Here is a 15,636-nt window from a genome sequence, read left to right on the forward strand (position 1 = left end):
TCTTCTTTTTAGGCGTTATATTTTTTACGGAGATAAATCATTGATTGGCAGCTTTTTCACAGCAAAGCGATCGTCTTTCCCGCAAAGGCGGAAATCTTAATGCCAAGTTGTATGGGAATCATTAGATTTCGCCAGCCAGGACTATTGTTCAGGCTCAATCCCCAGCTCTTCTTTAACTTCCTTAATCCTGTTTGAAACAGAATCCTGGTAAACCGTATCCGCAGGCTTGCTCTTTTTCAACATTTCCAAATCGAATAGTTCTCCTTTTAGCTTTTGTTTTTTTAAGGCCTCTTCTTTTAATTTGGCAACACATTTCAGACCATCGTCCGTCATAATCCATATACTCGAATCATTGTGGTCATTTTCGCTGTCGTTACACTCCCAGGTCCAGTAATTATTAACGTAACGGTAAGCATCCTGCTTTAAAATTAACCTGGTTCCCACCGGGATTTCAAGAGTTAACCTTACTTCCTGGTTTCTCCAGATGGTGCCCTTTCTCAATTGAAACCGCGGACTAAAAATCAGTTCCGAATCTTTCACTACATAATTGTAGCTAATGTTCTGGGCATTTTGCAATGCACTTTGAAAGGTTTTGCCCTGCGATTCGTACTTCTGCGTTAAACGGGTAACACCAGTTTCGCTTTTGTTAATGTCAATACGGATATGGTTAGGAGAAACAAAAGGTCCATCTTCAAAATCATCAACTACAATCTGGTGGCGGTTGTTCGCATCAATGTGGTAAGCCACGCTATCTTCTTTACTGAAATATTTACTTTTATCGATATTGATGGTGTAAACCGGATAAGCTTTCAGGTCGGTGGTTTGTGTTAACTCAGCATGTTGCTTAAATTCTGATGAAATCTTAGCCGCCTGATAACCTGTTACCGCTACACCTGCCAACCAGATAATCAACAGCGCAAAAGAAAGTGTTTTATTAATGGCCTGTTTGTTAAAGGCAACCCTGATGGAGAATAATACCAAAGCCAAAACCGGTACAAAACATACAATAAATGCACCGAATACAATGATACCCCTATTGCCCTCATTAACAATCGAGAAGGGAAAATATTCATAAATACTTGCATCCCAAAATCCCTGGAAAGCTGCCACGCCGATAATCAGCGTCAGTAAAAATAATACCCCAAACACCACGATAAAACCTGCAATCACTTTAAAGATCACTTTTCCTGTTCCCGATATAAAGCGGCCAAGCCACTCGAAAAACTCACCGATAAAAATACCTATCCGTCCGAATATTGGTTGTGCATGTTTATTTACTTCATTTAAACGTTCCTTAACCGCCTGTAACTCTTCATCCAGGTTCTTTTGGAAACCCTGAAGATTTGCCGGTTCGCCCTTCATCTCCATTTTTTCTACCCGCGATTTTGCTTTTGGCATAATGATCCAAAGCAGGGCATATACCAACACGCCAAATCCACCAACAAAACTGATTAGCAATGTAGCCAACCTGATCCATTTTGGATCGGCATTTATATAGTGTGCAATACCTGAGCAAACACCTGCCACAACGCGGTCGTCCATATCCCGGTACAGTTTTTTCTCCGTATACTGGTATTGATATGCATTATTGATTACAGGCTCCTCTTCGCCTTCTTCAGCTGTATCAAAATCCTGCACCCTACCCATCTGAGCAATTACTGAATTTACATTGGCCGAATCTACAACCTGTTTTTTCTGCTCTTCCAATTGCTCAGTTAACAGCTCGGCAATCCGGTTTTCAATATCCGTTACAATTTCAAGGTCATCTGCATGGTTGGCAAAATACTGTTTTACTTCGTTCAGGTAGGCCTTTAAGAGTTCGTAGGCACTTTCTTCAATATGAATAATCGTGTTCCCTATATTGATGATGATGGTCTTTTCCATTTCCTTTTTTACTAATTATGAATTGGCTCCTTTTTGTGAAATACCTACAGCATAAGCCAGCTCCTGCCAGGTTTGATCTAATTGTGATAAAATGCCCCGACCATCTTCGGTTAAGGTATAATATTTACGCGGTGGGCCTGAGGTAGATTCTACCCAGTTGTAGCTTAACAAACCGTTGTTTTTAAGCCTGGTTAATAATGGATATAATGTGCCCTCAACCACCAACAGCTTTGCCGACCTTAATTCAGCAATAATATCCGAAGCATAAATTTCGCCCCGTGAGATGATTGATAAAACACAGTATTCCAGAATTCCCTTCCGCATTTGCGTTTGCGTATTTTCTGCTATCATATAACAAAGATATATGTTTTATATACTACCATGCAATACATAGTACTAAAATAAATCAAAGTAAATTCATAAAATATTGATTATCAATGATATAATTTTAAATAAAATTTTGTGCTTTGGAAATAATTCTGTAAAAGATGAAATTTTTTACTGTTTTTTGGAAAAGCAAGCACCTGTAATCCTTCGGTTTCGGCAGTCCTGCTATTGCCCATAGCCCCGATTAGAAAAGTCTTAAATACAATTTTTTTATAAAATCGGGGGCTATTTGGCGCTATCAGGTTTAGGTGAAGAGATACAGTTGTTCTTCGCTAAACTTACGAAGTTAGCCTTACACTTGTGCCCTTTCTGAAACTCCTAAGTTAGCCAACTATACACATAAAGTGATCGTGCTGTATTAAATTTCAAACAGCCTGATCAGCCCCTTTTAAATGCCTACAGTATTTTACAACCGTATAAATATCAATTAATTAATAAAAAATATAAGTTATTAACAATTTAACATTTTTCTGAATTTTTGGCTTGGGATTTGCCTTAAGAAAATCAACCCTACTAAAACATTGTCCCATGATTATTAAATTAGACACATCAGTTTTCAGGCTTTCGAGGCATAAAGCTGAAACCGTACAAAAAGTTGCAACACCACTTACAAGAGACCAATGGATTACTGCTGACAGAATTGTAATGGCAGCGATGTTTATTCTCACTATTATTGGTGCCATTTTATTTTAATTTCCGATGATTGATCAAAAATCTTCAGAAATCAACTCTTTATTAATCATCACTGCAGCCATAGTTCCAGCGGCTGTAACGATCGGCAACGACCTGAACAAGGTTGCACAATCTCCTGCGGCATAAACGCCCTTAGCAGTAGTTTGCTGCTGCTCATTCACTTTTATTGTTTTCAGGTCTGTTAATTCGAATCCGAGTTGTTCATTAAAATTTACCTGCTGTTCTATTTCAGGTTTAACGTAAATTGCTTTAAAGGCCACCTTTTCTCCATTTTTAAAAACAATGTTTTCGAGCTCACCGTTTTGGTGTTCCAGTTCAATAATCTCCTCTTCTAAAACAGTAATCGATTTAGATTTTAGTTTTTCACCCTGCTCAGCCGTAAATTCTGATTTTCCATTGGTTAAAATGGTTAAATCCTTATTCCAAAGGTGAAGGTTCTTAGCCATCTCAAAGGCATGATCACCGTTCATTAGCAAAGCTATTTTTTCATTTTTCACTTCATAACCATGGCAATAAGGACAATGTATGGCAGAAATGGCCCAACATGCGGCCAATCCTTTAATATCGGGCAGGGTATCTTTTAAACCAGTGGCTAATAATATTTTGCGCGAAGTAAAATATTGTCCATCTTCCAGTCTAACACTAAAACCACCTTCAATTTGTTCGGCCGAATCGGCTTTTACATTTAAAAATTTAACTGTTGGATATTTTATCACTTCAGCTTTTGCTGCTTTGGAAATTTCGGCTGGCCGATCCCCATCATGTGTTAAAAAATTATGCGAATGAGGGGTTTGCCTGTTACAGGGTTTGCCAGCATCGATTACCAGAACATTCCGGGTTGAACGGCCCAAAGTTAATGCGGCAGATAAACCAGCATAGCTGCCTCCAATTATAATTACATCAAAATCCATATCCTTATCTTTTGCTACAAAGATCAGCATTCAAATTTCAAATGCAACATAGATGCATTAATTAAATGTCATTTTATTTTTTTGAAAATAACCGCTTTAATGAAGTTACCATAATATGAGCGTAGTTCTAAGATTTTATAACCTGCATTCAGAAAGTAAGGATTCATGTCGATCAGGTGATTTGCCTCTACAATTCCCAATAATTTAAAAAAGCTGTACATCGATTTGAGCAAGAGCCATTTCCACCAGTTCCCATTATTTTTGTTGAGCGAAAAATCGACCAAAAACCACAGACCATCTTTTTTCAAATATGCATTTAACTGATCAAATACTTTTGCGGCCCGTTGCGCTGCGAAATTATCGAAAAGAAATGGTGTTAAAATTACATCAAATACGATATCTACCACAAAATCCTCGATGCCGAGATGTACAAATTTGATCTGGTTATTTTTACAGTTCCTTTTTTGAGAAATTGCTATCATTTTAGCGGATATTTCTACATAAACAATCTTTAAGCCACTTGGATATATTTTGGCAATTTCCTCCAAAATCCATCCTGTTCCACCCCCCACAATTAAAACTGAGCTATCTTTTGGAAGATGCTGAAGTTGATTGATCTGTGCATTAACCTGCGATTTAAAAAACACCAAACGACTTAAAGTATCGTAATGATTGGCTATTTTATCGTAGTTGTTGTTCATAGTATCAGGTATTGAGAATCAAGTATTGAGTATCAGGTATCAAGTATTGAGTATAAAGTATCAAGATAGACTTCTCAAGTGTAATATACGCTTTGGGCTTTGCTCTTTCAGCTTAATGCACAAACTGCATCCCTATCATCCCACATATTGCCTTAAACAAAATCAATCCATCAATTACCATCAGATAATAGAGGATGTTTTTTCTTCTGTGCATAGAATAGGCCACGTAAATGGTTAATATAAACGGCAAAACATTAAATAAAACCTGTGGTATTCCGAAGCCTTTGTAACTGGCAAATATGCCTAGCGAGATTAAACCGATAATTAACAGTGGAATCAAGATGTTAAAAATGGTTCTCCTCAAGCCGTATCGCACTACAAAAGTCCTTAGATGTTTATTGGCATCAGTTGGGTAATCTTTAATATCAAAAATGATTGCATTTACGGTGCAGAACATCCAGTTTTTAATAAACAACCAGGTCCACAACACAGAATCGTGGTAGCCTACCCCTGTTTCAATTTTAAGCATAATCAAGGGTAGTACATTGGCGCAACAGGCCCAAACAAAACCAATAACGAAGGCTTTTAACCAACCAGTATTACGCAGATTGAATTTGAGGAAAGATTTAGGCAATAAACCGTAGTATAAACCTCCTGCAACAATAATAATTACAATAGCCACCCAATAACTGAACGGAAGTGCGAGAATATGCTGAAAGTTCTGATATAGCAGATTAATTGCCAACAACATGCAACTGATAAAGAGAACAGCCTGACTCCAATTGATAAATTTCTTATGCTTGAAATACCATTGATTGCGGGGATTGGTGGTGGATGGTGCAGTAGAAACTTTATTATAAGCGTAGGTATAATAAATGGTTGGTGCCAAAAATAACAACAGGTAATAATTGAGGGAGTTAAAAGGCAGCCTTAATTGAAGGGTAGCTTCGAGGGTAAGGGCTACTGCCAAAATCCCTACAAAGTAGTTTCCAAAGAAAATAAATCTGATTATTTTACCGAGCATTTACCGCTGTTTTTCGTCAGGCAATTTCGGATATATAATTGAATAAGGTAAATAATTATAAAGATTAAAATAATTGCAAAGCAGTATACATCATCCTGCTTTGCAATTAAGATTATTGTAAGCTATGGAAGCGTGGTTAAATTAACTGTTGGTGCGGTACCCGTAGCTGTTCTGGTAAACGATTGGTTCGGGGTAACATAGTTGGCAAAAAATCCACCATTCTGAAGATAAAATTTACCTCCGGAAACACCTCCTGCAAAATCCATTCTTTGTTGATTATTGCCTGTAGCATCTACAGTGAAATTGGCGGAAGTAATTTCGCTCCATGTACCTGCCGCGTTACGTACCCATTGGTTATTATATTCGGCCTTTCTGCCCAAATAACCATTTTTATCATTAAAGTTTTCTAGGAAAGAGTATAACCCGGTTAAATAGCTGTTAGTATTCGGTTTTTTCCACGAAGCCATAAATGTCCATGTTCCTAATTCTGGTGCATAAAACCACGATGAATAAACGGTATTGCCTGCTCCATCGGGTTTACCTTGTGTTAAAAACTTATAGGTATTTCCGGCAACCCAATTGTAAATGAGGTAAGATTGCCCACCTTCGCCTTCGCCGGTAAAATTAGTCGCTACAACATTGGTTCCCTTTCTCGTCCAGGTTGTGGTGCCACCTGTTGGATTCCAAACCGAGAAGAGTATTCTGCGCTCTGTTGCCGAATTAACCTGCATCCCGAAATAGCCGCCATCAAAACCATTGGCCATAAAATAACTCCCAATCTTATCTTGTCCCGTCGGAACGGTAACTTCGTTATAAAACCATTCGGTGTTTGCTGGTGCCGAAAAGCCTAAATGAACTGAGGGTCCTCTCCTCGACCAGTAATAATTGGCAGGATCGTTGGCATAATATACATTTGATGCCACTGCAGGCCCGCTGATCACAAGATCAGAAACATCTGCAAAATAAGATCCGGTTTTGCTTACGCCCTGAAATTGGACGGTTACATAACCAGGTGTGGTGATATTTACCGTGCCTACCGTGTAAGTGGTATTTGCCGTACCTGTTGCGGTTACGTTAAATGGGGTACCGTTTATGGTAATTTTTAAAACACTTGTACCACTGGGCACCGATGCTTTTACCGCTACAGTTAGTGCTCCAGTATTTCCAATCCTGAAATAAGAGCTGAAAATACTATTGGCATTGGTCCAGTTTGCCAACTTTGTCGAAGTTACCGTTTCAGCCCCGCCTGATGCTAAAGTAGTTACAAAAGCATTTCCGCCCATCGAAACGGTTAATGATGTACCGCCTAGCGATTGGGCATTTGCAAGTCCTAGTTTCTTACTCTGATCTGCGGATGCAGCATCTGCACCCGTCAAGTTTTCCTGCTTTTTACAGGAACTGGTAAATAGCACGAAACCTAGTATCGCCAGGCCCGAAATTGATTTGATAGATTTTTTCATTGATTTGGTTTGAGATTTATGGTTAGTAATGATGTATCAAACAGAGACTTACAAAGTGGACTTGCTTACTCTAATTTAATATTACACTAAAGGATTAACAGCATATTTGACGACAAAAAACCACGCAAACGTTTGTGTTAAAACAACTTACATTCACCAAATATTAACTAAACAATTGTGATACATAAGTATTAATCATACAAATTAAATGTAATTTGTATAAAATTATTTTTGGGGGAGATAAGATTGATTTAGCACTGCTAATTCACGAAAAAAACAGGAGATTAGATTTTGTTTGGGACAATGATCAATCGTTTGTGTGAAGAAAAAGGCAATCAGGAAAAATGATTTTGTACTATCTTGAAAATAAATACAAATACCGATTAAAGCAGTTCTTAAATTTATAATTCAAAAAAACGATCAATATGGAAGATTCAAAAAACTCGACTTCAGCTACCGATACCACTCCAAAGGTGACAGGAATTGGTGGTATTTTCTTTTTCTCAGATCATCCGAAGGAAACAAAAGATTGGTATGCTAAAAATTTAGGAATCGAAATCAATGCATGGGGTTCCGTGAGTTTTGATTCCCGGAATATCAACAATCCCGAGGAAGTAGAGTCACTTCAATGGAGTCCATTTAAAAAAGGGGATGAATATTTTTCGCCTTCAAAAAAGGAATTTATGATTAATTACCGGGTACAAAACCTTGAAGCGTTATTGGAAAAACTCAAAGAAAACGGCGTAACCATACTCGATGAAATTGCCACTTATGATTTTGGAAAATTTATCCATATTATGGATGCTGAAGGTAATAAGATTGAGTTGTGGGAGCCTAAATAACTTATTTAATCATTTTTGTCATTCTGCTTGGATAGCTATCTGATCAGAATGACAAGATTTAATAGAAAGATCGTTATCTCGATCCGATAGCTATCGGATGAAGTGCAACGGAATGGAGAGATCTTTGAACCAGATAAAAAAATGGATTTATCAGCTACGTTATCTGGAACAGGGCCCATATAAAAATCGTTGTTCCTCTTCGCAATGCGTATCCTAAGGTGATTGGTAGGAAATGATCACGATCTTATCTTATATGGCACAATAAATTATAACATTTTTCTTCCGCTCTATGCCGCGAGGCATGATACTTTGGAGCGCCAAAGTATCCAAAGCGCTTTGTCAATCCGGCAAGGGGCCTCTTACACAAGCCCAATACACATCAAAAAAACAGCGGCACTTTGTTTTGTTCGTTATTACATAGTGAAAGGTTTTGCAAACATTAAACACAAAACCACTGTGTTTTAGGTTTGATAGTGCTACTTATACTGTCGTGCTACTGTTTTTTTGATTTCCCCAGCCCTTGGGATTGACGGGCGTGCTTCGGTAAGGGTTGTGCTTATTTTAAAGCAAGCTATCATAGTGCCTTAAAAGATGGTTAAAAGATTGGCCAATCCATCACAATCGGGACGACCTTCGGTGTAAACCAGGAGCTCTGAACCAGCTTAGTTAAATTCTTTCAGTTACAAAAAAGCCTCTCAGTAAATTGAAAGGCTTTAAATGGTGGGAAATGAGGGGTTCGAACCCCCGACCCCCTCGGTGTAAACGAGGTGCTCTGAACCAGCTGAGCTAATTTCCCTTTTCAGGTGTATTTTAAAGTTTGATAAAAAAGCCTTCCAGTAAAACTGAAAGGCTTAGTGGGAAATGAGGGGTTCGAACCCCCGACCCCCTCGGTGTAAACGAGGTGCTCTGAACCAGCTGAGCTAATTTCCCTTTTATAATTTGTCAAACTTAATGCCCCATCCTCCGTTTGGGAATGCAAATATAGCGCTATAAAACTGTTCTGCAAATCTTTTTTTCTTTTTTTTCAACTTAATAAAGTTTCGAGGATTTTATGCGATTGAACCACCCCAAAAGAGGCCGTATGTAAGGTATAGAAAACCAATATCTTATCTAACAAAAAGCGCCGCTGGGTATTGCTTAACTTTATTTCAGAAATTTTTTCGAGCGGTGAATTAAACAACGAAATAAAACCATTCGCATCATCTAACTGGAGGTAATTAGAGTGAATTGGCAACCGTGAAGTAAATTCTCCTTCCTGTAAATCGAAATAAATCTGATCGTTCCTTCTTTTTCCGTTAGGAGAAAAGCCTAAAAATCTTGTAAGTTTTAATAAAAAGGATAAATGAAAATTTGGGTTTATCTCTTCCACCTCGTCAAACCAGGCGATTGAATTGAAAATGTAATCGAATAAACTTTCATCAGCCGATTGCTGCCGGATGCTTTTATACAGCACCTCATTTAAAAAAATAACAATGCTGGTTTTAATCACATCATAAGGGATACTCTTAAAAACAGGCGTTTGCCGCACTTCCGATATCCGCTGAATATTGGTATTTACTTTATGATAAACCACCATATCCAACAAATGTAGCGACTGCAACATGTTCATTTTAATCTTGGCCTTCGGTTTTTTAACTCCATTAATAAGGTAAGATTGCATTCCGAATTTATCGGTAAGCACCTGAACCACCACACTGCTTTCGCTGTAATCGGTGGTCTTTAATACAATACCTCTAACTTTGTGTAACATGCTGCTAAAACAATTTTTTCAAAAGTATGTTATTTGTGCAAATTTAATTGCGCAAAAAGTAATCGTGTTTTACAAATAAGATTAGTTTTGCCATTATTATTAAACTAAGCTGCACATGTGGGTTAAGCTATCGAGATTTATTCTTCAGAACCGTATCGCAATCATCGTATTTTTCGTTTTAGGAACCGTTTTTATGGCTTATCAGGCCAAAAATGTAAAACTCTCCTACACAGGAAGCAAAATCCTGCCCGTTACCGATAGCGCATTTGTTAAATACAATGCTTTTAAAAAGACTTTTGGTGAAGATGGAAGTGTAATGGTGGTGGGGATACAATCGCCCGATATTTTTAAAAAGGAAGTGTACAACCAATGGGTACAACTTTCTAACGAAATCCAGAAATTAAAAGGCATTAAACAAGTATTATCTTCAGGACGCATTTTTCAACTTGAAAAAGATACCGTCAACCAAAAATTTGTTTTAAAACCGCTTCCTGGTGGTCTGGTTAAAACCGATAGTGAAATGGATTCAATTAAAAAAGCCATTTATGGTAATCCCTTTTTCGAAGGATTGGTTTATAACCGCCAGAATGCCACGCTAATGGCCATTACTTTCGATACCAGAATCTTAAATACCGCCGAACGCAATCCTATTTTAAAAGAAATCGAAGCCAAAGCAAAAGCTTTTCAGGCTTCGACTAAAATTCAGGTACATATTTCCGGTTTGCCTTATATCCGTACAGCAGTAAGTAAATTGGTAAGTAACGAATTCGTATTGTTCCTGGGTTTATCAATCCTGGTTTCAGCCTTAATCTTATTGTTTTTCTTCAAAAAATTCTATGCCGTATTCTTCCCTATTTTAGTGGTGATAATGGGTGTAATCTGGAGTATTGGTACTTTGGTATTGTTCGGCTTCGAACTAACTATTTTAACAGGATTGATTCCACCACTAATTGTGATTATCGGTATTCCGAACAGTATTTTATTACTGAACAAATACCAGAATGAGCTGCGCAAACATGGTGATAAACAAAAGGCGCTAAGTATTACGATTGAAAGAATTGCTATTACTACTTTAATTGCAAATATTACCGCAGCCATTGGTTTTGGGGTACTTTATTTTACCGGAAGTGAGCTGCTCATGCAGTTTGGCAGTGTGGCCTCTATCAATGTGATGGTTACCTGGCTGATGTGTTTATGTTTAATACCGATTATTTTCAGCTACTTACCGGCACCAAAACTTAAACCACAAACTCATATTGATGAAGGTTTTCTGCATAAATTATTGGTTAAAACCGATACCCTTGTTCAGCACAAAAGTGGCTTGATTTATATCGGGACAATCATTATATCGATTATTGCTTTTATCGGGGTAATGAAAATCAACGTTAATGGATATGTGGTTGATGATCTTCCAAAAAATTCCGAAATTTTAACTGATCTTAAATTTTTTGAGAAAAATTTTGAGGGCATTTTACCTTTAGAGGTAAGTGTAGATACGAAGAAAAAGAATGGCGTTTTCAATTTAACCAACCTGAAAAGAATGGAAAAACTGGAGAAAATGATTTCGGCTTATCCGGAGTTTTCGCGTTCTATTTCGGTAAATATGGGATTGAAATATGCTACACAGGCCTTCTACAATAATGATTCAACTTTTTTCCGTCTGCCGGATAACTTAGAAAAGAATTTTATTTTAGCTTACATCGCCAATGGCGGAAAAGGAAACGCAAGTTTGTTGACGAACTTTATCAGCAAAGGGAACCAGAGTACAAGGATCAGCTTCCAAATGGCCGATGTGGGTTCGAAACGTTTGGATGCGATTATGGCGGAGCTAAAACCAAGGATCGATAGCATTTTGCCTCCATCTAAATTTGATGTAGAATTGACCGGATCGAGCATTATCTTTTCGAAAGGAACAGATTATATGTTAAGGCATTTGGTAGAGAGTATTGCGCTTGCCATTGTATTAATATCGCTTTTAAGGCTGGCGCAGTTTAAGAGTTTGGGTATTATGTTTATTTCACTATTGCCAAACATTGTTCCTTTAATTATTACCGCAGGAATTATGGGCTATTTTGGAATTTCGTTAAAACCCTCTACCATTTTAATTTTCACCATTGCCTTTGGCCTGGCATCCGATCAGACAATTTATTTCCTTACACGTTATCAGCAGGAATTAAACCTGACAAATTTCAGTGTACCCAAAGTAATTACGGATACGATTACCGAAACCGGTGTAAGTATGACGCACATTGCCCTGATCTTATTCTTTGGCTTCGGAATTTTTACGGCCTCTACCTTCGGTGGAACAGTGGTGTTGGGATTGCTTCTTTCTATAACGCTATTGGTTGCTTTAATTTTCAATTTAACTTTATTGCCTGCACTGGTATTGTGGTTAGATAAAAAGAAAGTAAGAAAAGTAATTTCTGATGAAGAATCAGCGAAAAATGCTGGTGAGTTTGACCACTAAAATCAGTTAGGAGTTAGGCGTTTGGAGATTGGAGTTTTGGAAGCCTAAATTAACACGATATTATTATAGCCTCGGGTTTAAACCCAAGGCTATTTTTATAAAATCACAATTCCAACATTCCAACCTATCCAACCAGTATATCTCGAATCCTTAAAGGTAAAATCCCGATGTTTTTCCTGTAAAAGGCCAAATTCTCCGATTTTAGTGTTTTGCATGGTGTAATACACATTAACCGATGGACCACCCTGAATAGCCAGCCATTTATTTAACCTGATGTTGACCGGAAGTTCAAATTTATTTAACAGGTTCAGGTAATCCCAACTACCCTGATATACATATTGACTGCTGATTTCAGGGTTTAATGAAACACTACGGAATAGTTTCATTTCCTTTCCAAAGCCCAGTCCGCCAGTATAAATTTTATCTGCTGATTTTTTGTTTGTACCGAACATCAGCATATTATATAAACGTTTGCTTCCACCTTTATAAGCCACATTATAATTAGTGCTTTCATTTGTACCAAAGCTAAATTTATGATAGCCTTTTAAAGCTACATTTATCAAACCGATGGAATAACCATCATTTTTATTCGAAACATTTAATATTCCTAATTGAACACCTTTCAAATTATTCGCATAATTAATTGCACCAATTTGCAATCCGCTAGCCATTTTTCCGGTAAAATTTGTTAGCGCTGCAAGATTTATCCCGCTGCTCTCTTTGTTGATATTGGCAATACCACCAATCTGAATTCCACTTGTTCTACCACTTACTATATTGCCACCAACTCCGATCTGAACTCCTTTTGTATCCTGACCAACCAAATTAAATGCCCCTGTTTGCCAGCCTTTCAAGGTTCCTCCTATTGTATTAAGGCCAGCAGAAAATTGTGCTCCCTTTAAATTATTTTTAACGTTATTATATATGCCTCCAATTTGCAAGCCCTCAAAATCTTTACTAACATGGTTATGAGCTAACGCAACCTGCATAGCATTTACACTGCCGTTTACATGATTAAAGAAACCTGCAATTTGAATTCCACGAACATTTCCTCCTACTAAATTAAAACCACCTGCAAACTGAAAATACTGGACGTCACTTTTATCGATATTGAAGCCAAAACCAATTTCCGCACCATCTACACCAGCACTATAAGCGCCGATTACATTAAGCGAAAATTTGTTCACCACCTGCCCGCTTAGTGAACCATGAGAGTTTAGCTTTGGGATTAGTGAAAACTGAAATGGAGCTTTAGAAATAAAACCACCGATATTAATCGATTGGATTTTTTGTTGGGCTGTAATCAAGGCATTGCCCAGCCATGTATTTTCTACATCGTCCAAATTTTCACTGATAAATCGCTCAGCAGGGCTTTCCTTTTTATTGCTAATGTTTACCTCGGCCAAAAAATGAGTAATGGTCGATTTGTAGTTTTCTTTGCTTACGGTTAGCGATATGGGTTGTGTAATGTTTTTTAACCGCATCGAAAAATAACCGTTCCCATCGGATATTTCGGAAACCAGCAGATTTTTCTCATAAATACTGGCATCCTGGATCGGTTTATTGGTCCGTTTATCCACCACCTGCCCTGAAATGGTGTAAAGTTCTGGATTACCAACCGATTCGTTGACCAGCAAAACCAGTTCAAGTGGTGCATACCTGATAATCACAAAATTACCCGATTGGCGGTATTCGAACCGATGACTCAATAATTTATCCAGTGCCTCAGCAATGTTCAGGTTATTTTCGTGAATACTCACCAAACTATCAACCGGCAATATATTGCTGTTATAAGAAAACCTGAAACCACCTTTCTCTTCAATGGCAGCTAAAACAGCACTTAATTTCTGCCGCTCTATATTGAGGGAAATATTTCTTGATAAAGTAGATTGTGCTTTTACCAGAGAACAGAAAATGAGGAGGAAAAAAGCAGTAATTTTGAGCGCACGCATAGGTATTATTTGAGTTTAATCACATTCTGCCCATATTCTACCTTTATTTTAAAAGTTTCGGCAATTACATTCAGGATTTCTTTAAGCGATTCGTTTTTAAAAGTCGTACTGATCGGGAGTGTCTTTAAAGATGGGTTCACGATTACAATATTACTTTTAAATTTTTCATTGAGTACCGTAACCAGTTCGCTAAGTGGTGTGGCATCACAAATCAGTTCGTTGGTATAATAGTAATTGTACAGTTTGCCCTGATTTTCACCTTTGGTTAAATGCACCTGATTTTGAAATACCTCTACTTTTTCCCCGGCAGTTAAACGCACACTGTCTTTCTGGTTATTCACCTTAACAATACCGCTTTCTACAATTACGATGGTTCCTTTTTCATCACCTTTTACATTAAACGCCGTTCCTACAACAGTTACCTGAACATTGTTAATGCTGATGATAAAAGGTTTCGATTTATCGGCACTCACTTTAAAAAATGCTTCTCCTTTTAATTTTACAGCGCGGGTTTTATTAAAAAAACCACCGACAAAGGATATGGAAGACTGTTTGTTTAATATGGCAGTAGAACCATCAGGCAAAACCTGCGTTAATGTATTTAAGCCACTGTTTACGCTTAATTTGTTACCAACTAGATTATTATAACAAAATAAACCTGCACTAAAAATAATGGCAATTATCGCCGCCCAACGTAAAAGGAATGCATAATTAATTGATTTTTTCTCGCGCTGCAAACGGATGTTTAACCTTTCCAAAGCCTGATGTTCGTTTATAGAATGGTCAATCTGAAGTTTGCTTTTCTCCAGAATCATCCTGAAGTCCTCCAGCTGCTTATGGTGATCCGGATTTGATGCTGCCCACGCTTCAACCTGCTCACTTTCGGGCACAGTAGCCTCTCCAAGCAGGTATTTTGCCAGCAAATCATCGTTAATATTTGTATAGTTTTTATCCATCAGCTTATTTCAATAATAAAAAAATTAGGATTAGAAAATCTACTACCCTAAGGCGTAAAATCTTTAATGCTTTCCCCATCTGATTTTCTACCGTTTTGATAGAAATATTTAGTGCATCAGCAATTTCCTGGTATTTCATCTGGTCGAACCTGCTTAACTGAAATACATTTCTGCATTTTTCAGGCAGCTCGTTTATTGCCGAATGAATATTCTTTTCCAGTTCTGTTGCCATGATCTCCGTATTTAAATTTCCTGTATCGTTTTTCACAGCATTGGCATAGTGAATGTTAAAATTTGATCTCACTTTTTGATGCTTCAAATAATTTAGACTTTCGTTGTGTACCGAACGATAGAGAAATGATTTTAAAAATCCATCGGTTTTAAGTTGTTCTCTTTTTGTCCAGATGCGTACAAACACATTCTGAACAATCTCTTCAGCATCATCTTTTTCTTTAATTATGGTAAAAGCATAGGCATGCAGACTTTTGAAATGCTTTAAAAACACTTCGTCGAAAGCCTGTTTATTACCGCTTTTAATTAATCGGATAAGATTAGTATCGTTACTTTCCATAAAGCTAAACCTGCAAGGTTTTAAAAACCTTACAGGTT

General features: G+C 37.5%; 13 protein-coding genes and 2 tRNA genes. 3 read left to right on the plus strand and 12 right to left on the minus strand.

The window, feature by feature from the left end:
• Positions 1-141 precede the first annotated feature (141 nt).
• On the minus strand, positions 142-1,884 hold the full coding sequence (locus H9L23_RS18670) for a PspC domain-containing protein (RefSeq protein WP_187591768.1): 1,743 nt from the start codon (positions 1,882-1,884) through the stop codon (positions 142-144).
• Between the two features lie 15 nt (positions 1,885-1,899).
• Positions 1,900-2,235 (minus strand): PadR family transcriptional regulator, encoded by a 336-nt coding sequence (locus H9L23_RS18675; RefSeq protein ID WP_025145298.1) that lies wholly within the window; start codon positions 2,233-2,235, stop codon positions 1,900-1,902.
• A gap of 564 nt (positions 2,236-2,799) precedes the next feature.
• Between H9L23_RS18675 and H9L23_RS18680 the strand changes: the two genes are divergently transcribed.
• Positions 2,800-2,964: a hypothetical protein gene (locus H9L23_RS18680; protein ID WP_187591769.1), complete on the plus strand. Its 165-nt coding sequence runs from the start codon at positions 2,800-2,802 to the stop codon at positions 2,962-2,964.
• A gap of 14 nt (positions 2,965-2,978) precedes the next feature.
• Here the strand turns inward: H9L23_RS18680 and H9L23_RS18685 are convergent, their stop codons facing one another.
• From H9L23_RS18685 to H9L23_RS18700, 4 genes are all read right to left on the minus strand, one after another.
• On the minus strand, positions 2,979-3,905 hold the full coding sequence (locus tag H9L23_RS18685; protein ID WP_246474738.1) for an NAD(P)/FAD-dependent oxidoreductase: 927 nt from the start codon (positions 3,903-3,905) through the stop codon (positions 2,979-2,981).
• A 38-nt stretch (positions 3,906-3,943) separates the two neighbouring features.
• Complete coding sequence (locus H9L23_RS18690) at positions 3,944-4,576, minus strand: class I SAM-dependent methyltransferase (RefSeq protein WP_187591770.1); 633 nt, start codon at positions 4,574-4,576, stop codon at positions 3,944-3,946.
• A 112-nt stretch (positions 4,577-4,688) separates the two neighbouring features.
• Positions 4,689-5,600, minus strand: coding sequence for a UbiA prenyltransferase family protein (locus tag H9L23_RS18695; protein WP_187591771.1), 912 nt, complete (start codon positions 5,598-5,600; stop codon positions 4,689-4,691).
• Between the two features lie 122 nt (positions 5,601-5,722).
• Positions 5,723-7,060: a DUF3472 domain-containing protein gene (locus tag H9L23_RS18700; protein ID WP_187591772.1), complete on the minus strand. Its 1,338-nt coding sequence runs from the start codon at positions 7,058-7,060 to the stop codon at positions 5,723-5,725.
• A 425-nt stretch (positions 7,061-7,485) separates the two neighbouring features.
• Here H9L23_RS18700 and H9L23_RS18705 point away from each other — a divergent pair, with 425 nt between their 5' ends.
• Positions 7,486-7,902 carry a VOC family protein gene (locus tag H9L23_RS18705; RefSeq protein WP_187591773.1) on the plus strand — a complete coding sequence of 139 codons (417 nt, stop codon included), beginning with the start codon at positions 7,486-7,488 and terminating at the stop codon, positions 7,900-7,902.
• Positions 7,903-8,620: 718 nt separating this feature from the next.
• On the opposite strand, the gene H9L23_RS18710 is transcribed toward H9L23_RS18705, so the two are convergent.
• The 3 genes from H9L23_RS18710 to recO all read right to left on the minus strand — a co-directional run bounded on the left by H9L23_RS18710 (position 8,621) and on the right by recO (position 9,652).
• Positions 8,621-8,698, minus strand: a tRNA-Val gene (locus H9L23_RS18710).
• A 59-nt stretch (positions 8,699-8,757) separates the two neighbouring features.
• Positions 8,758-8,832, minus strand: a tRNA-Val gene (locus H9L23_RS18715).
• A gap of 94 nt (positions 8,833-8,926) precedes the next feature.
• The gene (gene recO, locus H9L23_RS18720; RefSeq protein WP_187591774.1) at positions 8,927-9,652 is read right to left on the minus strand and encodes a DNA repair protein RecO; all 726 of its coding nucleotides are present in this window, start codon (positions 9,650-9,652) and stop codon (positions 8,927-8,929) included.
• A 115-nt stretch (positions 9,653-9,767) separates the two neighbouring features.
• On the opposite strand from recO, the gene H9L23_RS18725 reads away from it, so the two are divergent.
• Positions 9,768-12,119 carry an efflux RND transporter permease subunit gene (locus H9L23_RS18725; protein ID WP_246474739.1) on the plus strand — a complete coding sequence of 784 codons (2,352 nt, stop codon included), beginning with the start codon at positions 9,768-9,770 and terminating at the stop codon, positions 12,117-12,119.
• A 95-nt stretch (positions 12,120-12,214) separates the two neighbouring features.
• On the opposite strand, the gene H9L23_RS18730 is transcribed toward H9L23_RS18725, so the two are convergent.
• Genes H9L23_RS18730 through H9L23_RS18740 form a run of 3 tightly spaced genes read right to left on the minus strand, consistent with a single transcriptional unit; the run spans position 12,215 to position 15,598 of the window.
• Positions 12,215-14,071, minus strand: a complete 1,857-nt coding sequence (locus H9L23_RS18730) for an STN and carboxypeptidase regulatory-like domain-containing protein (RefSeq protein WP_187591775.1) — start codon at positions 14,069-14,071, stop codon at positions 12,215-12,217.
• 5 nt (positions 14,072-14,076) lie between these two features.
• Positions 14,077-15,027: a FecR domain-containing protein gene (locus tag H9L23_RS18735; protein ID WP_187591776.1), complete on the minus strand. Its 951-nt coding sequence runs from the start codon at positions 15,025-15,027 to the stop codon at positions 14,077-14,079.
• Positions 15,028-15,031: 4 nt separating this feature from the next.
• The gene (locus H9L23_RS18740) at positions 15,032-15,598 is read right to left on the minus strand and encodes an RNA polymerase sigma-70 factor (protein WP_187591777.1); all 567 of its coding nucleotides are present in this window, start codon (positions 15,596-15,598) and stop codon (positions 15,032-15,034) included.
• Positions 15,599-15,636: the final 38 nt, after the last annotated feature.

This window comes from Pedobacter roseus (assembly GCF_014395225.1).
Taxonomy (GTDB): Bacteria; Bacteroidota; Bacteroidia; order Sphingobacteriales; family Sphingobacteriaceae; genus Pedobacter; species Pedobacter roseus.